The sequence below is a fragment of the Anabaena sp. CCY 0017 genome (genome assembly GCF_963920885.1).
Classification (GTDB): Bacteria; Cyanobacteriota; Cyanobacteriia; order Cyanobacteriales; family Nostocaceae; genus Nodularia.
The window spans coordinates 251,183-275,329 of record NZ_CAWUDG010000004.1; the positions used below are offsets into that span (position 1 = coordinate 251,183).

19 protein-coding genes are annotated in these 24,147 nt (G+C 42.1%); 8 read left to right on the forward strand and 11 right to left on the reverse strand.

Annotated elements, in window-relative coordinates; translation table 11 throughout:
- Positions 1-131 precede the first annotated feature (131 nt).
- From ACM0OW_RS07475 to gatB, 3 genes are all read right to left on the reverse strand, one after another.
- The gene (locus ACM0OW_RS07475; protein WP_414549397.1) at positions 132-2,210 is read right to left on the reverse strand and encodes an S-layer homology domain-containing protein; all 2,079 of its coding nucleotides are present in this window, start codon (positions 2,208-2,210) and stop codon (positions 132-134) included.
- A 176-nt stretch (positions 2,211-2,386) separates the two neighbouring features.
- The gene (locus tag ACM0OW_RS07480) at positions 2,387-2,851 is read right to left on the reverse strand and encodes a cupin domain-containing protein (RefSeq protein ID WP_414549398.1); all 465 of its coding nucleotides are present in this window, start codon (positions 2,849-2,851) and stop codon (positions 2,387-2,389) included.
- Between the two features lie 239 nt (positions 2,852-3,090).
- Positions 3,091-4,566: an Asp-tRNA(Asn)/Glu-tRNA(Gln) amidotransferase subunit GatB gene (gatB, locus tag ACM0OW_RS07485; RefSeq protein WP_414549488.1), complete on the reverse strand. Its 1,476-nt coding sequence runs from the start codon at positions 4,564-4,566 to the stop codon at positions 3,091-3,093.
- A 344-nt stretch (positions 4,567-4,910) separates the two neighbouring features.
- On the opposite strand from gatB, the gene ACM0OW_RS07490 reads away from it, so the two are divergent.
- Positions 4,911-5,447 (forward strand): nucleotidyltransferase family protein, encoded by a 537-nt coding sequence (locus tag ACM0OW_RS07490; protein ID WP_414549399.1) that lies wholly within the window; start codon positions 4,911-4,913, stop codon positions 5,445-5,447.
- Positions 5,448-5,506: 59 nt separating this feature from the next.
- Here the strand turns inward: ACM0OW_RS07490 and ACM0OW_RS07495 are convergent, their stop codons facing one another.
- A complete protein-coding gene (locus ACM0OW_RS07495; protein WP_414549400.1) occupies positions 5,507-7,843 on the reverse strand; it encodes a tetratricopeptide repeat protein in 2,337 nt (778 codons plus the stop codon).
- A 612-nt stretch (positions 7,844-8,455) separates the two neighbouring features.
- Here ACM0OW_RS07495 and infC point away from each other — a divergent pair.
- Positions 8,456-9,025 carry a translation initiation factor IF-3 gene (gene infC, locus ACM0OW_RS07500; protein ID WP_414549401.1) on the forward strand — a complete coding sequence of 190 codons (570 nt, stop codon included), beginning with the start codon at positions 8,456-8,458 and terminating at the stop codon, positions 9,023-9,025.
- A 323-nt stretch (positions 9,026-9,348) separates the two neighbouring features.
- Here the strand turns inward: infC and ACM0OW_RS07505 are convergent, their stop codons facing one another.
- Entirely contained in the window at positions 9,349-9,636 is a 288-nt protein-coding gene (locus tag ACM0OW_RS07505; protein WP_414549402.1) for a hypothetical protein, read from the reverse strand.
- Positions 9,637-9,938: 302 nt separating this feature from the next.
- Between ACM0OW_RS07505 and ACM0OW_RS07510 the strand changes: the two genes are divergently transcribed.
- The 4 genes from ACM0OW_RS07510 (at position 9,939) to ACM0OW_RS07525 (ending at position 13,740) form a co-directional block, all read left to right on the forward strand.
- Positions 9,939-10,262, forward strand: a complete 324-nt coding sequence (locus tag ACM0OW_RS07510) for an RNA recognition motif domain-containing protein (protein ID WP_414549403.1) — start codon at positions 9,939-9,941, stop codon at positions 10,260-10,262.
- A 614-nt stretch (positions 10,263-10,876) separates the two neighbouring features.
- The gene (locus ACM0OW_RS07515; RefSeq protein WP_414549404.1) at positions 10,877-12,925 is read left to right on the forward strand and encodes an FAD-dependent oxidoreductase; all 2,049 of its coding nucleotides are present in this window, start codon (positions 10,877-10,879) and stop codon (positions 12,923-12,925) included.
- Positions 12,926-13,087: 162 nt separating this feature from the next.
- Positions 13,088-13,414, forward strand: a complete 327-nt coding sequence (clpS, locus tag ACM0OW_RS07520; protein ID WP_414549405.1) for an ATP-dependent Clp protease adapter ClpS — start codon at positions 13,088-13,090, stop codon at positions 13,412-13,414.
- Between the two features lie 5 nt (positions 13,415-13,419).
- Positions 13,420-13,740: a DUF2103 domain-containing protein gene (locus ACM0OW_RS07525; RefSeq protein WP_006196048.1), complete on the forward strand. Its 321-nt coding sequence runs from the start codon at positions 13,420-13,422 to the stop codon at positions 13,738-13,740.
- 39 nt (positions 13,741-13,779) lie between these two features.
- On the opposite strand, the gene ACM0OW_RS07530 is transcribed toward ACM0OW_RS07525, so the two are convergent.
- The 4 genes from ACM0OW_RS07530 to ACM0OW_RS07545 form a co-directional block, all read right to left on the reverse strand.
- Positions 13,780-14,091, reverse strand: a complete 312-nt coding sequence (locus tag ACM0OW_RS07530) for a hypothetical protein (RefSeq protein ID WP_414549489.1) — start codon at positions 14,089-14,091, stop codon at positions 13,780-13,782.
- Between the two features lie 313 nt (positions 14,092-14,404).
- Positions 14,405-14,563 (reverse strand): type II toxin-antitoxin system Phd/YefM family antitoxin, encoded by a 159-nt coding sequence (locus tag ACM0OW_RS07535; RefSeq protein ID WP_414549406.1) that lies wholly within the window; start codon positions 14,561-14,563, stop codon positions 14,405-14,407.
- Positions 14,544-15,014 carry a molybdenum cofactor biosynthesis protein MoaE gene (locus tag ACM0OW_RS07540; protein WP_414549407.1) on the reverse strand — a complete coding sequence of 157 codons (471 nt, stop codon included), beginning with the start codon at positions 15,012-15,014 and terminating at the stop codon, positions 14,544-14,546. Before ACM0OW_RS07540 ends, ACM0OW_RS07535 begins: the two co-directional genes overlap by 20 nt.
- 59 nt (positions 15,015-15,073) lie before the next feature.
- Positions 15,074-15,457: a ketopantoate reductase C-terminal domain-containing protein gene (locus ACM0OW_RS07545; protein ID WP_414549408.1), complete on the reverse strand. Its 384-nt coding sequence runs from the start codon at positions 15,455-15,457 to the stop codon at positions 15,074-15,076.
- Positions 15,458-16,012: 555 nt separating this feature from the next.
- On the opposite strand from ACM0OW_RS07545, the gene ACM0OW_RS07550 reads away from it, so the two are divergent.
- Complete coding sequence (locus ACM0OW_RS07550) at positions 16,013-16,348, forward strand: hypothetical protein (protein ID WP_414549409.1); 336 nt, start codon at positions 16,013-16,015, stop codon at positions 16,346-16,348.
- A 554-nt stretch (positions 16,349-16,902) separates the two neighbouring features.
- On the opposite strand, the gene ACM0OW_RS07555 is transcribed toward ACM0OW_RS07550, so the two are convergent.
- Both ACM0OW_RS07555 and ACM0OW_RS07560 read right to left on the reverse strand, forming a co-directional pair.
- The gene (locus tag ACM0OW_RS07555; RefSeq protein WP_414549410.1) at positions 16,903-20,727 is read right to left on the reverse strand and encodes a CHAT domain-containing protein; all 3,825 of its coding nucleotides are present in this window, start codon (positions 20,725-20,727) and stop codon (positions 16,903-16,905) included.
- Positions 20,728-21,236: 509 nt separating this feature from the next.
- Positions 21,237-21,902 (reverse strand): hypothetical protein, encoded by a 666-nt coding sequence (locus ACM0OW_RS07560; protein WP_414549411.1) that lies wholly within the window; start codon positions 21,900-21,902, stop codon positions 21,237-21,239.
- 169 nt (positions 21,903-22,071) lie between these two features.
- On the opposite strand from ACM0OW_RS07560, the gene ACM0OW_RS07565 reads away from it, so the two are divergent.
- Positions 22,072-24,072 (forward strand): DNA polymerase III subunit gamma/tau, encoded by a 2,001-nt coding sequence (locus tag ACM0OW_RS07565; protein ID WP_414549412.1) that lies wholly within the window; start codon positions 22,072-22,074, stop codon positions 24,070-24,072.
- Positions 24,073-24,147 lie beyond the last annotated feature (75 nt).

The window sequence follows — 24,147 nt, forward strand, 5'->3', positions numbered from 1 at the left end:
TTCAGACGAGGGGTATAAATTGTTTTCCCAGCGCTTATAGCCTATCGTGTTTTTAGCTACAGGATTTGTTACCAAGGATTTCCAGGCTGATAAATAGTGTCTTTCATTTTACTTGGTCAATTGCTGACTGTCTAAACAATATAGGTGGAATTAATGGTTGAGGTTCGCTGAATAGCGACTAATGCCTGATAAACCATTGCGGCTACTTCGGCGCGTGTTGCTTCCCGCGTTGGTACAAGTTGTTTGGGGTTGGGGTAATTGACAACAATTTTTTGCTGTGTAGCGGTTAAAACTGCCGGACGAGCATAATCAGGAATTGTCTGACTATCAGTATAAGTGAGTAAAGCATTGTTATTAGCTGTTGGTAGGGTAAGTCCATTCACTAGGGAGACAATTACCTGTAACCTTTGCACATTTTGAGCCGGGCGGAAGGTGCGATCGCCAAATCCACTGACAAAGCCACTGCTAGCGGCAATTTGTAAGGCTTTATAAGCCCAAAAATCAGGGGATACGTCCACAAAATCAGGTGCGGGGCGTTTGGGTGTGGGATTAAAGGCTACCGCGACTAAAGCTGCATATTGGGCGCGAGTCATGGGTTGATCTGGCTGGTAGCTACCATCAGCAAAACCATGAGTTAAATTCATGCTAGCTAACCCCCGAATAAAGGGTTCTGCCCAATGTCCACTAATATCGGTAAATCCGGGAAGATTAACATCAGGGCTGACTATATAGGGTGATGCGATCGCCTTTTCCTGACTGTTGGCTACCAAGGCTTGATAAATAAATGCTGCTACTTCAGCACGAGTTATATCTCGCAGAGGTTCTAGTTGTTCGGCTTGGGGATAGTTCACCACCAGTAATTTTTGGGTAGCCACGGAGACAGCATTAGTAGCATAAGTGGGAATTTGAGCGCGATCGCGATACACATTTAACACCTGGGGATTACCGCCTGTTAGTTTTAAGCCATTAACTATAGATACTATGGCTTGTACTTTGGTCAAATTTTGTCCGCCTCGAAACGTCCCATCAGGAAAACCACTAATAAACCCCATTTCAGCCGTTTTCAAAATGGCTGATGCTGCCCAAAAGCTGGGGTTCACATCTGTAAATCTACTACCTGAATTTCTGGAAGGTAACTGAAAAGTTTTGGCAATGATGGCCGCATACTGAGAACGATTGATTGGGGCATCGGGAGCAAAAGTGCCATCACGAAAGCCGCTAATCGCACCCCTCCTCACCAATGCTTCCACAAAATCTGCTGCCCAATGTCCAGCTAAATCAGAAAAAATACTGCTGCTACCGGAGATACTGCGCGGATTGTCTTCTAGGACAGCCATAAAATCTACCCTGCCTTTAACTTGGGTAGGATTCAACTGATTACCTGCTGAAACGAGCGGCTTTGATGTGGAGTTCTCTAAATCGAATAGGCTATTATTACCAAAAATATTGCCAGCCGCATCTTGGTTATTACCTAAATCTGGGATAGCTTCACCATTGACTAACATCCCGCCTTGAGTATTTTTAGTAATCAGATTATGACGTAGCACTGGTCTAGCATTCCGAGAAAGAGCGATCGCGGAACGGTTATCTGAGATGGTGTTATCTGCGATTAAGGGGGCAGCAAAGTCACTGATGGCTATGCCCAAAGAGTTTTGATGAAAGACATTCCGCATCACTTCTCCCTTGCTATGACGCGCCATCATCAAGCCACTGGCAGCATTTTGTCTAAACACATTATCCTGAATGGCGGGTTTAGAATTACCAGTAACAAAGATACCTTCTCGACCACAGTTAATTAAAGTATTATTAGCCACATTTGTGACTGCTGATTCAATCCAGACACCCGTGCCTTTAGATACAGGATTAGTGACACTCACACCTAAGAGGCTGGCATTCCCTTGCAATAATAATGTAATACTTTGCAGACCAAAGCTAGGACTTTGATACTCACCACTGCCGGAAATCACAATTCCCGCCCCTTTATTAGCTTCGTTACCGACTACTGTCACCCCCGCAGGAATAATTATGGGAAACACCTCACCATTAGCTGCGCGATAAGTCCCGGAGGTCAACTGAATAATTAAGGGTTTTTTGTTGGCTTTTAAGGCACGGGTAAGACTTTTAAACGGACTCGACCGAGAACCAGGATTGGAATCATTCCCCTGGACAGGATTGACATAGAGTGTGGCAAGGAGGGTAGAGTTCACCATTGATTATTGAGATGTCAAGTTATGACTAATAACTTATACCAATTTTCTATCCACTTGCACTTAACGGATAAGTTTCTTTTTTCTAAAAACACACATTCTCGACCCCTGACATATTAAGGGGTTGAATTTTTCAATCCCACTTGGTTTCAGCAACCCAACTTGATTTTTGTTCTGTGTTAAGCCTCATACAAAGCACCATTTTTGTCTGTAAAAATGCGATTTCCATCAGCACTAGGTTGAGCAATCAAGTCATGGTCTGGATAGTTTACTTGATCATCAGGAGTTCTATCACCAATTTCTAAATAAACTACTATTTCATGGGAGCGATTTACTAATTGGTGTCCATCTTCTTCACCTGATGGGAAACCTGCCATCATTCCGGGTATGAGAATTTGCTCTCCCGTGTTAGTAATTAGTGTGACTTCACCTTTGATGACATAAATAAACTCATCTTGTTTAGTATGCCAGTGTCTGAGAGCAGAACAACTTCCTGGTGTAAGTGTAACTAAGTTGACACCGAAATTTTTCAATCCGGCTGCATTTTCTAACGCCTGTTTTACTCTCCCGCAGACGAGAGGTTTAAATTTATCGGGGTATGTTGAAGTTGTCCAACTGGGTACATTTTCAGGGTTGATGATCATCTGCAACTTCCTACGAACATTCGTTTTAGCTGAAAATTTTATGTCTCCCGTGGTTCTTCGGTCACACCGCCAAGGATAAATCAGCAAAAAATCAGGAGAGCTACTGATGCAACTCTCCAGATCATTAGGGTTCATCTACTTCAGACAGAATAGCTCTTTAGGTGTGAGGGGTGTAACCTCTTTTGCTGCCATCTTTGTAAAGATATGATGAATAAATTGTGTAAAGAACTGATGAATACTTACGTATTCAGTTTTTTCTCCACTAATTCATTAGTTAACTGAGGGTCGGCTCGCTTGTCGGTTTTCTTCAAAACCTGTCCCACAAAGAAGCCTTTGAGCTTTGTATTGCCGTTGCGATACTTTTCTAGCTCTTTGGGGTTAGCGGCGATCGCTTCATCAATGATCGGTTCTAGTACACTAGGATCAGTGATTAACTCTTGACCTGCAAAGGCTTTCTCCGGGGAAACACCAGCAAGTAAGTCTGGTAGCTTTTGTTTTGCTTGGGCATTACTAATTTTTCCTGATTCAATCAGAGTAATTACCTCAGCTAAATGAGGCGGAGTTAAAGCAATCTCAGTAATACTGAGTTTTTGCTTGTTCAAGTAGGCGGCGATATCTTGAGTAATCCAGTTAGCAGCAGCTTTGGCATTTGCACCAGATTTAATTGCAGTTTCAAAATAATCAGCCACGGTGCGGTCTTCTGTCAACACTCGTGCATCATAAACCGAAAGCCCCAAATCACTTTCATAATGATGACGTTTGTAGGCGGGAAGTTCGGGAAGTTCGCTGCGCCATGCTTCTAATTGCGTGTTAGACACCTCAATCGGTGTTAAATCTGGTTCAGGGAAATATCGGTAATCACTGGAACCTTCCTTCACCCGCATACTACTTGTGCGTTGAGAGCCTTCTTCCCACAGGCGAGTTTCTTGGATAATCGGTTCACCCGCTTCAATAGATGCAATTTGGCGTTCAATTTCGTAATCAATCGCCCGTTGAATGGCGTTGAACGAGTTCATATTCTTAATTTCTACCTTCACGCCAAACTGTTCTCGTCCCACTGGACGCACCGAGATATTGACATCGCAACGCAGAGAACCTTCTTGCATATTGCCATCACTGACACCGAGATAACGCACAATTCTGCGGATTTCTTGGGCGTATTCAGCAGCTTCTTCACCAGAACGCAAGTCAGGTTCCGAGACAATTTCTACTAATGGCACACCTGCGCGATTGTAGTCTACCAGAGAATAGCTAGATCCAGAGAGGCGATCGCTTCCCGCGTGTACAAGTTTTCCTGCATCTTCTTCCATGTGCAAACGAGTCACACCAATGCGTTTACGAATTGGGTTCCCCTCAGCATCTACCATTTCGATTTCTAACCAACCATGTTCGGCTATGGGGAGGTCATATTGAGAAATTTGGTAATTTTTGGGCAGGTCAGGATAAAAATACTGTTTACGGTCAAATTTGCTATATTTAGCGATTTGGCAATTCAAAGCCAAGCCTGTTTTTACAGCATATTCCAGGACTTTTTCATTCAGTACAGGTAAAACCCCAGGTAAACCCATACACACAGGGTCGATGTTAGTATTAGGGTCAGCACCGAAAGCTGTAGAGCTATTGGAGAAAATCTTGGTATTGGTACTCAGTTGACAATGGGTTTCTAGACCAATAATCGCTTCGTACTCAGTTTTTACAGTCGTAGCAGCAGTCATACTATTATTGCTATTCATACTATTAATATTAGTTTAGCCGTCTGTCGCTTCCAGGCGGGTATTACGAAAATACCTGTTCGAGAAAGACGGATTTAATCAAATATAGAACCTCACCCCCAGCCCCTCTCCTTCTCCCAAAGGGAGACGCTACGCGAAGGTAAGGAGAGGGGGGAATTTAACCGGAAATCCAGTTCCCCTCCTCGCTTGCGGGGTGGGGTGCAATGATTGCGGCAATCGTAACCAATTAACCAGATTTGGATGTAATTTAATTCATATTCCTAAGTCTTGACGGTTGCAATCTCCATGCTTTTTCTAGTATTTTACGAATACCGCGCAGCAAGTCAATGAATAGCAACACTCGCTTACAGATAATTTTAGCTAACACACCTGTAGGTATTGTATTACCTGCCATTACTCAACTCAATCTACCTAACTGGTGGTTAGCCGGGGGTGCAGTGCGAAATACAGTGTGGTGTGCAGTATTTGGTCAAAAATGTCGTTTATTCATCAAAGACTTCGACATTGCCTTTTTTGATGAAACAGGAGACCGTTCTCAGGAACTAGCAGCAAAGGCAGAATTAACCGCACAATTTCCCAATTATCAGTTTGATGTCAAAAATCAAGCTAGTTTTACCCGTTGGCGTTCTGGGCGCACACCCTACACCAGTACAGAAAATGGAATTGAAAACTGGTTACACACCGCTACGGCTGTGGGAGTTCGACTAGATGCACAAAGGGAATGGGAATTTTTCACTCCCTATGGGTTAGATGATTTATTTGCAGGAATTATTCGACCGACACCAGCACATATCAACAACCCCGACGCTAAAAATAAAGCATCTGAGTTTCTTTCCAAATGTCCTGATTTACAGTCAGCATAAACTCAGCATTCACTCCCCTCTCCTTGGTAAGGAGAGGGGCTGGGGGTGAGGTTCCATATTTATTTCGATATCAATTCCCTAAAACTTTTATCATCAGCAATTTCATCAAAATCAATATCAAAAGCCGCATCTTCTTGATATCTAGGATTCAGTTCAATTGCTTGTTGCAGATTTGCCAAAGCTAATTTCAGTTGTCTTTGCAGCGCATAACAAGCGGCTTTATCATAATAAGCGGTAGCATAATTAGGATTAATTTCTAATGCTTTGTCAAAACTAGCGATCGCATCTTCATCTTCTCCTAATCTTACCAAAGCATAACCACGTTTATCCCAGACTTTGGCAGAATTGGGATTAATATCAATGGCTTTGTCAAAACTAGCGATCGCATCCTCATATCTTTCTAATTCTATCAAAGCCAGACCACGATTTAACCAAGCCACTGGATCATCAGGTTTGACTTGGGTAGCTTTGTCAAAAGAATCGAAAGCTTTTTGCTGTTGTCCTAGTTTACCAAAAGCCACACCGCGATCGCACCAAGCCTGATGATAATCTGGTTGAATTTCAATAGCTCGTTCATAAGAAGCGATCGCATCTTTGTAGCGTTGCAATCTTCCTAGAGTTAAACCATGTTTTAACCAAGCTACATGATTATCACGATCAGCTGCTACTACTTTATCATAGAGTGCGATCGCCTCTTCATATTTCCTTTGAGCAAATAACTCGTCTCCCTCTTGGAGGTAATCATTAACTAACTCTGACTGTTCTGGCTGAATTTCTGCCTTTTCAGGAATAGATAGCGGTTGAATATTCACCAATTGTTCTGGAATTTCTGCCTTTTCCGCAACAAATGGCGGTTCAGCATTCACCAACTCCTGCAAAATTATATTCTTGCGTTCTTGAGCGTCCAACTGCAACTCAGAAAGTTGAGCCACAAAATCCGTCTCTAATTTTTCTAACTTTTCCAGAATCAGCAACTTTTGTTGTTGAGCATTTAATTGTAATTCCGAAAATTGGTCAGTAAACTCAGAACATGATGCTTCTAAATTGGCAATAATTAGCTCTTTCCTGTTTTGAGCATCCACCTGTAACTCAGATAATTGAGAGGCAAAACCTGACTGTAATTTTGTTAAAGTTTCCAAAATAGCATCTTGTTCTTGTTGAGTCTCAGACTGCAATTCAGCTATTTGAGCTTTAAATGAATTCTCCAACTCCCTTAAACTTTCTAGAGTTCTATCTTTCTCTTGTTGTGCATCTACCTGCAAACCGCCTAAACTCTCAAAAATACTATTTTTTTGTTCCTGAGTTTCAAACTGTAATTCAGCTATTTGAGCTTTAAATAAATTCTCTAACTCACCTAAAGTTTCCAGGATTTTAACTTTTTCTTGTTGTGCATCTACCTGCAAACCGCCTAAACTCTCAAAAATACTATTTTTTTGTTCCTGAGTTTCAGACTGTAATTCAGATACTTCTGATTTAAAGAACTTTTCTAATTCTCTAAGATTGCCTATCATAGCATTCTTTTCTATTTCAGCATCCACCTGTAAACTTGTGAAACTTTCAACAGTCTTATCCTTATCTTGCTGAGTTTCAGACTCTAACCTAGAAAGTTGAGAAATAAATTCCTGCCGATATTTTTCTAAATCTTCCAGAGTTATATTTTTTTGTTGTGCAGATGCTAACAGTAATTCATCTAGTTGATGATTTAGCTCAGATTCTAATCTTGCTAAATTTTCTACTGTTCTATCTCTTGTTGCTTGTGCTTCCAATCCTAATTGAGATAATCGGGCAACAAATTCAGACTCTAAATTTTCTTGAATATTTTGAATTTTTGTTTCTAAACCTATCAAAATATTATCTCTTGACCGCAACAGTTCAGAAGTCAAATTAGCTAAACTTTCTTGCTCTTTTTTAATATTTGCTTGCAGAGTTGCAACTTCTTTCTCTAATTCCCGATTTATCTTCTTCGATTCTTGAATCAGGTTTTCGGCATCTTGCTTGACAATAGTTAGCTGATGTTGCAAATTTTCCACCCCCTGTAGCTGCGCCATTGCTCTATGAACAATTTCACGAATTGCCACTTTTCGCAACAGCCAGAATAAAGCAATCACCGCCACAGGAAACAGACTCAATATCACCAACCACACATTGAACAAAACAACCGTGTTATTCAATGGTTGCGCTCCAACAGGTGGAACTTGCTCTGGATTCGGTTGTTGTGCTGGCAACTGAGCCAACTTTTCCGTCTGCTGATGAGATATTATCTGATCAGTCTTGACTTCTGGGGAAACGGATGGCCTGAGTTGTCCACTAGCGATACCAGCAGACAGCAGCAACGGCGAAAAGACAACAGCGCTTTTCAACACTAAAGTCAGGACAATTTGATTTTTGCGCTTCATAAGAACCATCCTGATTCTTGGGTCAATTTTTGAAGTAGCTTGCCTATCTCCAATCTATACCAGAATTCAATTCTGACCCAATAGTTCGCGACGTGCAAGCCCCCAAAATCAATTAAGAAGGATTTCAGCTTTGTAAATATAGAACTACTATTATATAAAGTCCATAACACACCCTACTGGACTGACAAGCCTAAAACAGTGCATTAGAAGTAGGTTGGGTTAAGCGCAGCGCAACCAAACGCTACCAATGATGTTAGGTTTGGTTACGTCAACCAAACCTCCAATTTTTGCAACATTTTAAGCTTGCCACGCCACTACCCAAATTAAAGGTTTTTGGACTTGTGTGTACACCGTGGTTCCTTACGCAGGAGAGACGGTAAGGTTTAATACGAAAATATACAGAGGTAAGCTCTTAGGGTTCAAAGTTTTCCTCCGAGTGGCTCAACCTCCTTAAAAATTAATCGGTTTGGCAAAAATTAATGTCCTTCTGCGTTTGAGCCATTAAAAACTTAATATTTCATACCAAATGATAGACGAAGGATAGTTATGATTGTGTTACCTTAGTATAGTATTGCTTGCAAAGCAAACTATTGAATAACCACAGCGACTAAAGTGACTCGTGTCGCTTCCTTCTCAGGTCTAAAGACACTGAGTTTCCCGTATACCGTATATTTCTATGAAGAGGCAATCATTATCGTAGTCAAAAAACAACTAATCAACTCGCAAATTAAGTCAAGTCAAGTCTACTTGATTGATCATGAGAATAATAACCGTGGTCTGGTTGACACTTCCGAAGCTTTACAGCTAGCAGAAAGTGTAGACCTTGACCTGGTTGTAGTCTCCGAAAGCAAAGACACGCCAGTTGCGAAGATTATCAACTATGGTAAGCTTCAGTATCAAAAGAAAAAACGTCAGACCCAGAGTGCTAGACCCACTGTCAAGGAAGTTCGATTCCGTCCAAATGTGGGCGTAGCTGATTACAATTTACGTATTGAGCAAGCGGCGCAATGGCTGAGTAAAGGCGATTCAGTGAAGTTTGCTATACGTTTGCGAGGTCGAGAACATCAACATCGCGAGCAAGCTGGAGAAATGCTAGACCGCATTGTTGCTGCTCTGAGTGAAGTAGGCAAAGTCCAGTCATTGGATAAACGCTCACTGATTGTTCAAGTCGTTCCTGCTTAAAATAATCTTTTAGGGATATCTTTAATAAGACATCACCTACAGAAAACAAAAGCTGTACATAGGGAATGAGGTTAAATTACCAAAATCCTGATTGATTGCAGCTTGTATAAAGACAAAGTAGGAAATCGAAGAAGGCGCAAGTGAAATCAGATGCAGTTGCTTGGTTCGAGTAGACCAAGAAGCAGATGATTCACTTGCCATATCTATAAAGAAAGTCAACGCCCAAAACATTCTTGAGGAGCGATGTTTTAAGAATCCCCATCGATTTATCGCGGGGAGTGTCAAATCCTCTGACTATCTAAATTGCTGCCTTACGCGAAATCTTAATCTTGAGGCTCATCAGAGATGGCTTCAGATTCGCTTTCAGGTTCGGTTTTGACATTAACTGGAGGTTTAGCGGGTTTGGGTCCACGCGCTAGGGCAGGATTACCTTTTTGCCTAGTGTCATCTTTTAAAGATGATTTTTTTCCCGCGTTAGACGAGCGATTAACAACTGGTTTCAAACTTTTTGACGGAGATTCTACAGGTGGTATAGAATCGGAATTTTCGGAACTGTTGTCTGTAATTGCTTGGGACTGGCGTTCCGATTTTTTGATTGGGCGTTCTACCATTGTTAATTTTTATAAACTTATCTGTATATTACATTGGTTTGGTGAGAACTGGCGAAAAGTGCGCTGCCAAGTATCACAAGGGTTCTGCGGAGTACCCAAGGTAGACCAATCATAAGAAGTTAATCATATTTTAACTATCTACTATATACAGATAGTGAGCTTGTGTGTAATCTTAAGAATATTAGGATTTATTCGGTGACAGTATTTGTTTTGAGTATTGACAGGTGTTCCCTTTTGGTATCTACAAATTTAATTCTCCGAAATTTAAATCTATACACAGTAATAATTTTGGAGACAATCCGATGTCGATTTACGTAGGCAACCTTTCTTACGAGGTTACAGAAGCCGATCTCAGTGGAGTATTTGCTGAATATGGCACTGTTAAGCGGGTTCAAGTACCTACTGACCGTGAAACAGGCCGGATGCGTGGTTTTGCTTTTGTTGAAATGGATACAGAAGCAGAAGAAACTGCTGCCATTGAAGCACTAGATGGTGCTGAATGGATGGGTCGCGGACTGAAAGTGAATAAGGCTAAACCCAAGGAAGACAGAGGTTCCTTTGGTGGTGGTAACAGAGGAGGAGGAGGATATGGTGGTGGTGGAGGTGGTGGCCGTAACCGCTACTAAACTTCACAACTAAAAATTTCATTTAGGGAATTACCAAACATAAATTAGCCAAAATTTGTAGGGAGCATTACGGCATTGAGTCTCAGGGTTTTGCCTGTGTAGTCGCGACTTACCGTCGCCCGGTGCAATATCTGAGCCTACAAATTGGTTGTTTTGTTAGTTGTAATTTTCTGCTCTTACAAAAAAGTCAGATTTTGAATCTGGCTTTTTTGCGTAAATATGGGTTAAATAATAGCTTTTTTCGGTTACATCAGTTTTTATGTATTTGAACCACATCTGTCATCAGGGCGCAAGGCCTTGATGTAGGGGCGGGTTTATTAAAATTATTATTAGTAATTGAGCATATCTGTCATAGCTTGCGTGGCGTAGCCATACCCGCCCCTACTTGGTTTCTACGGGCTAACGCCCCGAACTCAGAACTCAGCACTCAGCACTCGGTGTCCGGGCGGGTTTACTAAGGATTTTGACGAACCACAGACTCACTGCTTAAACCCGCCCCTACCCACTCAGAACTCAGCACTTTTCTATACCTATTGAGGTGGGAATCGCTATAAACATTTCTCAAATGCTACCGTCTATAAATCGACATAGGAGTAAAAGGACTTTCTCTAACTATGACGTTTAGACACAAAGTAGCTTACAGCCTGACATCACTAATCGGTGTCAGCTTAATATTTAACGTTATTGCACCTGATTCTGCCATTGTTGCTGCACCACCGAGAAACCCAGACAAAACTGTAAATTGTGAGATTTTAATCGTGGGGGGTGGACTTTCAGGCGTAGCTACAGCTTACGAGGGTTTACTAGCTGGACGTAGAGTTTGTCTTACAGAAATAACAGATTGGTTGGGAGGACAAATTTCTTCTCAGGGAACATCAGCATTAGATGAACGCCCCACCCAGCGCAGTCGCAAATTTTATTCTCGTGGCTATTTGGAATTGCGAAATCGTATTGAACGCAAATACGGTAAACTTAACCCTGGGGATTGCTGGGTAAGTGACTCTTGCTTTCTGCCTCGTGATGCTCACACCATTATGACTCAGATGCTGAAAGATGCTGAGAGAAAGGGTAGAGGCAAGTTAGAATGGTTCCCCAATACGGTAGTTAAGGATTTAGAAATTACACCTTCTACAGTTGAGGGTGGTGGACAATTAATTAGTAGCGCTATCGCAATTCAACATCAACCAGCACCAGGCGCACCACCTCATAACACCTTCACTTTATCTCAAACCATAGAAGATGCTTATCGCTACGAAAACTCATCTAGGTTTACCAAAAATATTATTCGCTTAGTTCCCCAAAAGAGCCAAGGTAACGCCCCAAAATGGTACGTTGTCGATGCTAGCGAAACCGGGGAAATTATCGCCCTTGCTGACGTTCCCTACCGCTTAGGTATTGACCCTCGTTCTCATTTGGAACCTTCTTCTTCCAGCGCCCAAAACGATCCTTATTGTACCCAAGGCTTTACTTACACCTTTGCAATGGAGGCTACCAAGGAACCGCAACCCCAGAAAATGCCCCCATTTTATTTACAGTATTCCCCATATTTCAGTTATGAATTACAGCGACTAGCAAGCTTTGACTTAGTTTTCACCTATCGCCGCATTTGGAGTCCGCAACAGGGACAACCAGCAACCTTCGGAGGTGTGAGATTTTCTGCTCCCACACCAGGGGACATTTCCATGCAAAACTGGACTTGGGGTAACGACTATCGCCCCGGAACCGCCCAAGATAACCTAGTTTACACTCGCCAACAGTTACAAGCTACTCAACAGTTGCAACCTGGGGGATGGCTGGGGGGACTGCGAACAGAAAGCCTCCGCAAAGGTGAAGAAATCTCACTTTCGTACTATTACTGGCTAGTAGCTGGAACTACAGACTCCCAACTGGGTAAAGGTGTAAAGCAGCAACAAACAAATAACCGCTTTATATCCGGTTTAAATTCGCCAATGGGAACAGCGCATGGCTTATCGAAATATCCCTATATGCGAGAAGGACGGCGGATAATTGGCCGTCCCAGTTGGGGACAACCAGAAGGGTTTACGATTTGGGAAACTGATATTTCTCGCCGTGACTACAACGATGAGTATTATCGCCAGACACTTCCAGCCGATATGTACCGCAGATTACAAGGGACACTGGCAGGCTTGGAAGCAATATCTGTAATTACAGGTAGAAAGCCTCCCGAACAAGTCATGCGGCGGACTCGTTCTACTATTTTTCCCGATTCTGTAGGTATTGGTCACTATGCCATAGACTTCCATCCTTGCATGGAAAAAAGCCCCCCAGAAGCTGCTGGTAATAGAGAACGTCCCGGAGAAAGGCGTGGTGCTGGTCAAGCTTATCCCTTCCAAATTGCCCTCAGAGCCATGATTCCCCAAAAAATCGATAATTTGATTGTGGGAGGTAAAAGTATTGCTACCAGTCATATTGCGGCAGCAGCCTATCGGGTACACTCATTTGAATGGTCTTCTGGCGCTGCGGCGGGAACCACTGCGGCTTTCGCTTTGAAAAATCAAGTTGCACCTTATCAACTGGTAGAGGACTTACCGAGACCAGCACCACAATTACAAGCTCTCAAACGTCTGTTGCAGCAAAATGGCAACCCGACAGCTTTTCCTGATACTTCAATTTTTAACGAAAACTGGGATAATTGGCGTTAGGGTTGCACAATTTTAGATTTTGAATAGTAGGGGCGGGTTCACCAATATTCCGGTTGATGATAAATGATATCTGTAAACCCGCCCCTACCTACTCCGCAGACAATAGACTAGACTAGTTATTTGTAAGTGTAGTTTTGTAAAATTCTGTTGGCTCACTGTTTTATGGTTACAAGACTCTCAGCAGCTGTATATGGAGCGAGTACAGCACCAACGGTCACTCCTGGAAAGACTACTGAAGTTATCCGCAAGACTTATCCGAATTACAAGGTAATTGTTTTAAACGATGACTTTAATACTTTTCAACACGTATCTGAGTGTTTGATGAAATATATTCCCGGAATGACAGGTGATAAAGCTTGGGATTTGACCAATCAGATACATTATGAAGGGCAAGCTATTGTCTGGGTCGGACCCCAAGAGATGGCGGAACTGTATCATCAACAACTACGTCGAGCTGGTTTAACAATGGCACCTTTAGAAGCGGCTTAATTATCATGGGCAAACCCGCAAAAGACGCTTCTGGCAAAGATGGCAGATTAGTCTGGAATCACTCAACTCATCTTTCTGGTCTCATCCCAATTTTAGAACGTCTCTGTCAGCAAGATGGGATTCAAACTGTCACCCCAGGTGTTTTAGGGCGGGCTAAAGGCCATTGTCCAAAAATGCAACTGCGTGTATCTGTACCGATTCGAGGTGGTTATAAAGTCATAGCGCGTCAGGGTAAGACTGTACAAGAGGTTTTTATCCTGACCACTTTAGATCAGGATAAATTTAAAGATACTATTGCGATCGCCATGAAAATAAAATCAGCCTAATAATCTATTGTCCATCGTGCATCGATTCTTGACTATTGGCTATTCTTCCACTTGGCGGACTGAAAATTTGTGTAATGGCAAACTGAGGACGCAAGAGAAAGTTAAGAAATATGACAAAGCGATAGTCATTTTCACAGACATGAGTACAGTTTCCCAGTCCGGTAAAATCAACTTTTCCAGACCAAAAGCACAACAGTAAACCAGCCAGTAAGAGAAGCTCATTCTAAAGAGAATTTTCTCTGTTTCTTCTAGATTATCTTTTGGCTGTTTGCGATCCCAAAGTAATAGCAGACCAGCAATACAAGCAACAAAGGATACAGCAACTACAAATTCGTGGCACATTAAATTCATTGAATGCATTTGCGTTGATCCAATACTTTCCCGATGAGATTCAGTCTAAAGGAATATTCTCCCTATACCCAAAAAATATTTACAAACTGCAATAGAACACTGCAATTAAGTTTAAGTAATGCAACGAAAGGTTGAGTTAAATTAAGTTCAATAATTTTCATAATTTTTAATTTAAATTAAATACTTTTGTAAAGCAAGTCTACGCATCTTATCTTGCTCTTGCCAGTAAAGATAATTAGCCCCAGCCTCATCAGTCCATGCCAACATTTTAGTCATCTAGCAAATTTCGCTCCACCACTTTCCCCTGCTTAAATTAAGCAATAGAACGTTCTAAATGGGCTGCATTTGCCGGAGACTTCAATAAATGCACAGTCTCCATCAGACTATTGAAAAATTCCAGCGACATCACCACGGCATCATCCGCGTCTCTTCTGGTGATAATTCTAATATAACTAATGTTCACAAGCAGCAATACTTACCCAGGTGCTAGAACCATCAGCCCAATGTTCTTTTTTCCAAATAGGGGCATTATGTTTAAGAGTATCAATAGCATAACGACAAGCTTCAAACGCCTCACTACGATGCGGACAACCAACGGCTACTAAGACGCTGATTTCTCCTACTTGCAAACGCCCGACGCGATGATAAATTACTACCCGCTTCACATCAGACCAAGTGGAACGAATATCAGCAGCTATTTGATAAAAAACTCTTAACGCCATTGGTTCATAAGCTTGATATTCTAAAGCAACTACAGGTTGTCCATCGGTTTGATTGCGAACCATTCCACTCATTACGACTACCGCACCATTGGCTGCGTCGTTGGCTTTGGTGTAGATTTCTTCCAGAGATAATGGTGCAAAGGTGATAGCAAAACTATCTTCGGTTTTTGGTTTAATTGTAGAGGTTAGTGTATTGGACATGGTAGTTTCACGCAGAGGCGCAGAGACGCAGAGGAAGAGTAAGAGTTAAGGATATGAGATTAAGCAAGGTTATTTCTTTTATTCAGAAATTTTAATTGATGATACAGACAGCTAATTAGCGGTAAATTTACACCTGCTACTTGGGCTTTTTTTAAGGGGTTGCCGAAAATTGCTTCTACTTCTAAGGGTCGGTGTTCATCATAGTCAATTTTCATGCTGGTACGGTAAGGTTTCATTTTGAGTGTGTAATTCAGCATGGTTTGAATGAATTTGTCAGGAATGATACGCCCGGAACTTTTCGCCCCAGCTACTACTTCACTCTTAGGCAAAAAGTGGACATTTAAACCAGATTGTTGCAATTTAGCGCCATAAAACCCACCTAATGCACCAGTTCCGAGGATGGCGTACTTGCGATCGCGGAGCAGTCCGAAGGAATCGCACATTTCTTATATACAGGATTGTCTAAGAATAATCATAAAGCGATGTCTGATCGCCCCATCTACAGTTAACTTTTTGTAATAAAATTTTAAGTTATTACATAATATTTTAAGAATTTGGACATAATAAATGATCCTGTTTGATGTATTTTTACAGTAGGAATTGAACTCAGGTAAAAATTACCCAACTTAATTTAAAATTATCTAATTATTACTATAAATAGTATGAGAATAGGGCTTACGCATTGACAATAAATACCAAATATGTGTAACACTAAAAAGCACATATTGCGTAGGGGTTTAGCATTGCTAAACCCCTACAACACGGGTATATTTACTATCAACATAATCATTTTTCAAAGCCGGAAATTGGCTATTTTGGTAACTGCATACCATGATGAATTTGTACAGTGCGTAAGTCCTAGAGAATTTCTGGAAAGAGTTTAAATTATGTTACATAAGTGGAGTAATCACTTTAGCGGTGTGTTAAGGTGAATTCAAATATCTAAAAATATGTTGATTTACTATTTTTAAGGTATTAACATTAATCCCACTAAATTAATGCTTGATTTCAACGCCTTAGCTGAGTTCTCCCGTACCAATTGCACAGGTATTTGTGCATTTCTTGTCCCAGCAAACATAATTGCCACATCGTTGACAATTATCCTCACAGTAATGGGTCGTCCAATACATCAAGTGTGGAAGTCTGTAGGATTTGCTACTATCTTCGCTTTAGTGATGGTACTGCACGTATTTACTTGGTTTATGATTGGCGTGGTAATGCTGCCTACTTATATATTGTTGTCTCTAGCCATCAGCTGTTTGCTGACTAATTTCGCCGCCATCCTTTGGCACAAGTATCAAGTTAGGCATAATAGTCAGACTCAAAGCGCTTAAAACCTGCACCTAAATATTTATGGTTGGCTTTTGGGCAATAATTCGCCACGCTTCAGGATATCCAAAAATTAGGCGTTACTGAACTGGAATCTGAAATGCCAAAATAACATTTCTTTAATTCTTGTTCTCTGCGCCTTTGCCAGAAAAAAATTTATTATCAGTTTAAATAGTTAAAAATAGAAGATCCCCGATTTCTGCAAGAACTTAGGGATCTGAAGCTTGTCTACTTTGATAACTATAGTTTTTAGTCAAGATGGTGAGATTGCTTCCTTACGTCGCAATGACAAAAACTCCGCTTTTCATGATGGACAAGGTTTAAAGCTTTAAGGAATTATAGCAACCGCCAAGGAGGTTAGGAAATTGTTGATTGCTGAAAGCCTTGATGTAGGGGAGGGTTCATTAAAATTATGATTAGTAATTGAGCATATCTGTGATAGCTTGCGTGGCGTAGCCATACCCGCCCCTACTTAGTTTATACTCAGCACGGGCTAAACGCCCCGCTACCGCTTTAAGCGCAGCCATGCCCGCAGGGCTTTACAGCACTCAGCACTTTGCTATATCCCGATAATTGTGTATGCTGCCCAGTAGTAAGGATGACTATAAAGTTTCTTATCGGGAACCATCTTACTACTTCTATATAAATATGTTGCTAAATAAGCTTTGATTCTTAAATCATCAGGATCTAGATTATTTAGTAAGTTTTCATACCATTTGGTGAGGTCAGCCGCAGTTAACTCTTTTAGCCATAATGTAGCTTCGGCTAAGGCAATAACTGGTGAAATATTAAGATGTAACCTTCTATAGAACTCAATCATCACTAAGGTGCTGGCAGATGATTCTACAGTCCATCTGGTACTTACGACGTGGGGTACTCCTCCACAGATAAAGCCGTTGGCTAAATCCATATATTCGGTAGTAATATTTTCGTTTCTAGTCCTGACTGTTTCACAAGCCGAAAGTGTCACCAATTTGTAAGTACTTAGATTTCTTTGGCAGAGTTCTTCTAAGATGATTTTATCTTCATCTACTAATATCAATGCTGATTTCTTCGGTTCATTGTATTTGTTGATTACACACCCAGCAAAATGAAAAATATTATTATGGTCAAACAAGGCATTTAATACTTCATTTTTGGTAGCGTTAGTTCCTTGGATGCGGTGAGGATTATTGAACATCTGGCTAATAATTTCAGATTCCAATTTAGCAAATTTGGGCGGGGCAGAATTTGTGCTGTTGGGGTACTCAATACTCAACAACATTTGATGGGGCAATTGCCACATACTTTCAGCTTTGACATACAAACCTTTTTGAACACTCGGCAAATAGCTAATTGTGAAATTGTTTGCGGGTTCTTTCTGGAAGGGAGAAGCAAGATTAAACAGAGTATGGAGAGGTAATCTATGTAAGTCGCGGTGGGGAATTAAAACTAGTTGGGTGATGTCTTCTAGTTCTTGTGTAATTGTGGAAATTTGGAGAATATTTTTGAGTTGCAACAGCTTTGCTTCCATATCCACTCGCCAAGGATGGTTGCTTTTGCTGTGTTGGTCTTGGGCTTGACTCAGATATTCTTCGTATTCCTGCTGCCAATCTTCCAGCCAATCTTCAAATTCTATTAAGCGTCTCACCGCTTCTGGTAGAGGAAATTCATGAACAGGCTGGGCGTTTTCTTGTAGGTCTATTGTGCCTATATTTTGGATGGGAGTAAATACCAAAATGGGTGATGGGGCTTGGTCTTTGATAATGAATGTATGTAAGGCGACTGGGCTAATATGCCAGTAAATAATTGCTGTGTGGGGATTGAGGAGTTGTTGAACTGAACTGTAGTAATGTGAGTAAATCTGTTCATGCCAATCAGATAGTAGCCAAGTTAAACAAGAATTTTTGCCCTGTTCCGCCATTTCCCAGGCTTCTACTAAGTCGCCGTACTCTACAGCTAAATCTACTTCTAATTGACCAATTCCGGCAAATTTGAGCGCTAGCTGTTTTTTGCTTGCATCAGAACGAGTTGATTCGGTTAGTAGTTGTGCTAATAAATCGGCGGCTAGTTGCTGTAATTCTTGTGCTTGTGCTGTTTGACCTATACCTAAAAGTGTTTTAATCAGAGATTGCACAACTTCTAAATGCAATTCTGTAAAATCTCCTGTGGTCAGGGTTAACAGGGCTTGATCGTACTCAGCTATGGCTTGACACCAATAATTACGAGAGGCGGGGGATTTTCTACCTCGTTCGTAATAAGTATTACCCTTTGCTATATGCAATCTCCCCCAACCTTCTGGGTGGGTATCTGGGCGAATATGTTTCAAGCCTTCTTCTAAGCTGGCTATTTTACCCTCATAGCCGCCCTGCTGTAAGGCAGGATTTTGTGTGGAGATGCTAGTTAAGGAATTTAATGGTGTCTGGTTAGTTAAATGACCAGCCGCAGTTCCTCTACCAATCCAAGCTTCCCAATAGTCAAGTTTAATTTGTAAGGCGTTGTCGTAGGTAACGACTGCTTCGGCAAACTTTTCTAAATGAAACAATGCTACTGCTTGATTGTACCAAGCTAAGTGAAAGTCGGGTTTGATAGCTATGGCGTTGTGGTAGGACGCGATCGCTTCTTCCCTCTGTCCTAAGTTGTCTAAAGCTATACCTCTGTTATACCAGGCTAAGTATAAATCTGGATGCTTGGCCAGGGCTTGATCCCAGGAGGCGATCGCTTCTGACCAACTTCCCAAATTAAATAAGACTACACCCCGGTCAATCCAGACTTCATGGAAATCTGGTTGAATTTCGATGGCTTTGTCGTAAGAGGCGATCGCTTCTGTATATTGTTCACTAACAGCAAAGGCTATACCTCGGTAATACCAGTTTTCTGGGTCTTGTGGTTCCAGATCCAGGGCTTGGTCATAGCTAGAAATCGCCTCGCTAATTTGCCCTAACTTCAATAGGGCTAAAGCCTTGCTAGACAAAGCTTCTGGGTTCTGGGGCTGAATTTGTATAGCTTGATTAAAAGCGGCGATCGCTTCTTCATATTGTCCTAATTCGCCTAAAGTCCCACCCCGGTTATACCAGGATTTGTAGTGATTGGGTTTGATGGCGATGGCTTGGTCATAAGAGGCGATCGCCTCGGCAAAATATTGTAAATGGAATAAAGTCAAGCCCCTGTTAAACCAATATTCCAGCACATCAGGTTTCATTTCTATGGCTTGGTTATAAGAAGCGATCGCTCCTACCAAATCACCTGTTCTGGCTTGTTGAAGACCTTGATAGAACCAATCTTGCGCTTGAACGTTAGGTTGATCAGCCGTAATAGCTGGTATCCGGTTAGTAGGTGACAAATTAGCCGCTAACTGCTGCACTAAATTGCTACTCTGATCCAACTTCACCAACAACTCATCAAAGGTATCCATATTCGCCAAAGACTGACCCCCATTTCCAGGAGAAGATATGATTGCTGCTTCAGGTGCTGATTTGATGATCTCAGCTTTGTCTCCTGCCAAATCCCATGAAAGTTCGCTTAAATTGCCGATGACATCTTCATCAGGCGGAGTTAGGGGTGATGGTGCGGCGGTAGTTTCTTCAACAGAATATTCCCAGATCCGTTCATCTGCATTCTCTGTCAATATTTCTGAAGGAGAATCAAATTGGGGTGCGGCTGCGGTAGTTTCTTCAACGGAATATTCCCAGATCAGTTCATCGGCATTTTCCGTCAATATTTCTGAAGAAGAATTAAATTGGGGCGCTGCGGCGGTAGTTTCTTCAACGGAATATTCCCAGATCAGTTCATCGGCATTCTCCGCCAATCTTTCTGAAGGAGAACCAAATTGGGGCGCTGCGGCTGTAATTTCAAATTCTTGGTTTATAGCTTCGCCACCCAAGCCATCAGACTCCCATAACAATTCGCCTAAGTTACGTATTAACTCCTGTCCTGGTGAGTCTAGTGGGATATCGAGCATTTCAGAGGTTGTGCTTTCACTTTCTTCCTCTTCGTCATTCTCAACCAGTTGCCCTGTCAATAACCGGATACCAATGTCGTAAGAAAGTTCACCAACCTTACCAATGCCCAGTTCGCCTAGTTCCATCATTTGTGTTGCTAACTGATGATTAGGCGCTGGTGATAAAAGCAATTTTTCGCCAAATGTCAGCAGCCAATCGATCCATCTCTCAACACTGATCCGATCCTCCATGCGTTGGAGATAATCAATTGCCCATTGTTGTCCTCGTCCCTGCTGTACGCCTGCCAACAACTGGGTAAATAAAACTTCCAGATCCCCATTAGTTAACTCAGGTGGTTGTTGTGCCACCTCTAATCCCCTCGCAGCCTTTAAAGAACGACTCTGCTTGTCACCAACGGGGTACTTTGAAAACTTGTTAAGCCACTGCAATAGCTGCGTGAGCATCTGCCATACTCTTGGATTTGATCTCTCCTAGATTATTGTAGCCATCGTTGTGCTAAAAAACTCATTTATTACGTAAAACCCACCGGAATTAAATAGGTTTTCGGCTATCTGGTTATAAAAAGTATACAAAACTTTGTTATTTCAGGACTTGAGACTGGGAAGAGGCAGGGGCGCAGGGTGCAGGGAGCAAGGGGGAGTAAGAAATTACTTTAAACTTCCGGTTAATTAACGCTCTTTTATTACTCTCGTCATATAAAAATCATAAACCCTTATTTTTTATGACTTTGATCAATTCAGACGTAGGTTGGGTAGAGGAACGTTAACGTAGTTTGCCGAAGGCGTAACCCAACACCCACAATCCTTGGTTTCGTTGGGTTACTCTACGAGAAGGCTACGCCTACACAAGGCTTCAACCCAACCTACTCTTTTTTCTTTCATCAGAGTCATAAAAGAGCGTTAACAACCATTCCTATTCTCCCCTGCACCTTGCACCCTGCCCCCATTCCTCTTCATTGACTCGGAGCATGATATTGATTGATCAGTTCCTGAATAATTATTTGGGGATCATCTGTCTCAATTGCCAGTTGCTGGGCAATTTGCTGGCGTAAACTCTGATCCTGCTGCAACATGACCAACAACTCATCTAGGGTTACAGTTTGGGTTGCTTCATCGTTTGGCGAATTTGCTTCCTGATTTATTTCCTCTTCTACTGGGTAATCATCTTGGGAGGGTAAAGTGGTATGGACTGCATCTGGCCCGTCATATTCCCAGATTGGTTCGCCTTGATTGCGTGTCAACAACTGCATTCCAATTTCATAAGCAACATCTCCCACTTCACCAACCCGCAAATCACCCAGTTGCACTAAACGAGCAGCTAATTCATTATTAGGTGTCGGTGATGCTAGCAATCTTTCGCCAAAACGGCGTAACCATTCCACCCAGCGTTCAGTCGAGACTCGATTTTCAATATTATGTAGCCATTTTTGCGCCCAATCTTGTCCTCTGGCTTGATGCACGCCTTCTAGAAGCTCTTTGAAGAGAAATTCTAAATCAGTATCGGTTAGGGGTGGCGCTGGTTTGTCTGGCGTATTATCCCCCAGATGGGAGGAAGTTCGTTTTCCCCCAAACAAGCTGCGAAAAAGACCTTTGAACCATTGAATCAGCCGCCTGAGCATTTTTTTACACCCTTGAGTATTGTTGACTAAAATTTGTAGACGAGAAATCCTGTGTTTGTTCTAAGATATGACACATACATAACTCCTGTACAAAAGCTTAAAATAGTGACATCCCAAATTTGACTGGGTGCTGCTAACCAAAGTTGAAAGGCACTGAAGTCTTCCATCCATGTCTTACGAACCGCTCCACCACAAGTATCGCCCCAAGAGTTTTGCTGAACTGGTGGGACAAGAGGCGATCGCTACTACCCTCACCAACGCGATCCACACTGCTAAAATTGCCCCTGCCTATTTGTTTACAGGCCCCAGAGGCACGGGTAAGACTTCTAGCGCCCGGATTCTGGCTAAATCTTTAAATTGTCTCAACAGTGACCAACCCACTGCTGAACCCTGTGGAGTGTGTGATGTTTGTCAAGGCATTACTAAGGGCTATTCTCTCGATGTGATAGAAATTGATGCTGCTAGTAACACTGGTGTAGATAATATCCGTGAGTTAATTGAAAAGGCGCAGTTTGCCCCTGTACAGTGTCGCTACAAGGTTTACGTGGTCGATGAATGTCATATGCTCAGTACGGCGGCATTCAATGCGTTATTAAAAACACTCGAAGAGCCGCCAAAGCACGTAGTTTTTGTTTTAGCGACAACAGACCCGCAGCGAGTCTTACCAACGATTATTTCACGCTGCCAAAGATTTGATTTTAGACGTATTCAGTTAGAGGCGATGGTTAATCATTTAAGTGCGATCGCCTCTAAAGAAAATATTAATATTACTGCTGATGCTGTAACTTTAATCGGTCAAATTGCTCAGGGAGGATTGCGAGACGCAGAAAGTCTACTGGATCAATTAGCTTTGACTGTGGGTGAAGTCACACCAGATAAAGTGTGGGATTTAGTCGGTTCGGTGAGTGAACAAGACTTAATTGCCTTATTGAATGCGATCGCTCACAATCAAGCAGAAGGAGTTTTAGATTGTAGCCGGAAAATCCTCGATAGTGGACGAGAACCGCTAATTATTCTGCAAAATCTCGCCGCCTTATACAGAGATTTGCTCATAGCACAAACAGCAGCTAATCGCCAGGATTTAGTGACTTGTACTCAGCAAACCTGGACAGCGTTGCTGGAATTGTCCCAAAAATTCGACATGAGTACAATTTTGCGGGGACAGCAACACCTACGCACAGCAGAAGTGCAAATTAAAAATACCACCCAGCCACGCTTATGGTTGGAAGTAACACTACTAGGATTATTGCCGAGTGCAAATGTTCAAACCCAAGCTGCAAGCACACCTCAGCGAGTAAATACGCCTGCTGTAGCTCCAAATTATTACCCAGTTGCTGCTGCACAACCTCAGCCTACACATCACAATCAGACGGTTAACCCAGTATCTGCACCTCAGCCCACAAATCACAATCAGACGGTTAACCCAGTATCTGCACCTCAGCCGACACATCACAATCCGGTTCATCCAACCCCAACCACACCAGAACCTCAAACTCAAGCACCCGCACCTGTAAATAGTGAACCTGCACCACAAGAAGTTACTACACAATCAGGGTATGACTTAACTCAAGTTTGGCAGCAAGTGCTTGAATATCTGGAAAATCCCTTAAGTAAAGCCTTGTTTAAGGAACATGGACGGCTATTAAACTTCAACCACGGTATGGCTGAGGTGGGAATGCCTCCAAATTTGGTAAAACCGTCGATGAAGAAACAAATAACTGATATTGAAGTTGCCTTTATGAAAGTTTGCCAACACAAGGTGACGGTAAGCTTAGTACCCAATAAATCCAAAATTGCTGCTGTAAATGGGGATAGCCCACCAGTTTCATCACAAAATCCTCCTCCTGTTCAGCAACCACCAGCACCCAACTATAATCAGCAAATTCAATCCTTTGCACCAGCTACGCCAGTTACACCAACACCAACACCAGTAGCAACACCAGCCAAAACCGAATCAACGACGAGTGCAAATAGGGTGCAAACCTTACCCCCGCAACAAACACAAAGACCTTTGGCTGAATGGGAAACTGATGAAGTGGCGATCGCCGCCAAGCGTCTAGCGGATTTCTTCAATGGTCAAGTTATCCGCTTTACAGACGATGGAATAGATTCGCCTGAATCTATGGCTACATCTGAGGGCTTGGATGAACCAGAAATAGATGATGATTAATCATTGACTCTTGCCCAATATTTCTGCCAAAAAATTCGAGTCGCCACGAGGTGACAAAAGAAGAGAAAAAAACAA

Excerpts from the sequence above, each read along its gene's own strand:
- ACM0OW_RS07560 (WP_414549411.1), bottom strand. The coding sequence starts at position 21,902 with ATGCTCAGGCGGCTGATTCAATGGTTCAAAGGTCTTTTTCGCAGCTTG.
- ACM0OW_RS07505 (WP_414549402.1), bottom strand. The coding sequence starts at position 9,636 with ATGGTAGAACGCCCAATCAAAAAATCGGAACGCCAGTCCCAAGCAATT.
- ACM0OW_RS07510 (WP_414549403.1), top strand. The coding sequence starts at position 9,939 with ATGTCGATTTACGTAGGCAACCTTTCTTACGAGGTTACAGAAGCCGAT.
- gatB (WP_414549488.1), bottom strand. The coding sequence starts at position 4,566 with ATGACTGCTGCTACGACTGTAAAAACTGAGTACGAAGCGATTATTGGT.
- ACM0OW_RS07530 (WP_414549489.1), bottom strand. The coding sequence starts at position 14,091 with ATGAATTTAATGTGCCACGAATTTGTAGTTGCTGTATCCTTTGTTGCT.
- ACM0OW_RS07565 (WP_414549412.1), top strand. The coding sequence starts at position 22,072 with ATGTCTTACGAACCGCTCCACCACAAGTATCGCCCCAAGAGTTTTGCT.
- ACM0OW_RS07550 (WP_414549409.1), top strand. The coding sequence starts at position 16,013 with ATGCTTGATTTCAACGCCTTAGCTGAGTTCTCCCGTACCAATTGCACA.
- ACM0OW_RS07475 (WP_414549397.1), bottom strand. The coding sequence starts at position 2,210 with ATGGTGAACTCTACCCTCCTTGCCACACTCTATGTCAATCCTGTCCAG.
- ACM0OW_RS07540 (WP_414549407.1), bottom strand. The coding sequence starts at position 15,014 with ATGTCCAATACACTAACCTCTACAATTAAACCAAAAACCGAAGATAGT.
- ACM0OW_RS07555 (WP_414549410.1), bottom strand. The coding sequence starts at position 20,727 with ATGCTCACGCAGCTATTGCAGTGGCTTAACAAGTTTTCAAAGTACCCC.
- ACM0OW_RS07495 (WP_414549400.1), bottom strand. The coding sequence starts at position 7,843 with ATGAAGCGCAAAAATCAAATTGTCCTGACTTTAGTGTTGAAAAGCGCT.
- ACM0OW_RS07525 (WP_006196048.1), top strand. The coding sequence starts at position 13,420 with ATGGGCAAACCCGCAAAAGACGCTTCTGGCAAAGATGGCAGATTAGTC.
- ACM0OW_RS07490 (WP_414549399.1), top strand. The coding sequence starts at position 4,911 with ATGAATAGCAACACTCGCTTACAGATAATTTTAGCTAACACACCTGTA.
- ACM0OW_RS07515 (WP_414549404.1), top strand. The coding sequence starts at position 10,877 with ATGACGTTTAGACACAAAGTAGCTTACAGCCTGACATCACTAATCGGT.
- ACM0OW_RS07545 (WP_414549408.1), bottom strand. The coding sequence starts at position 15,457 with ATGTGCGATTCCTTCGGACTGCTCCGCGATCGCAAGTACGCCATCCTC.
- ACM0OW_RS07480 (WP_414549398.1), bottom strand. The coding sequence starts at position 2,851 with ATGATCATCAACCCTGAAAATGTACCCAGTTGGACAACTTCAACATAC.
- clpS (WP_414549405.1), top strand. The coding sequence starts at position 13,088 with ATGGTTACAAGACTCTCAGCAGCTGTATATGGAGCGAGTACAGCACCA.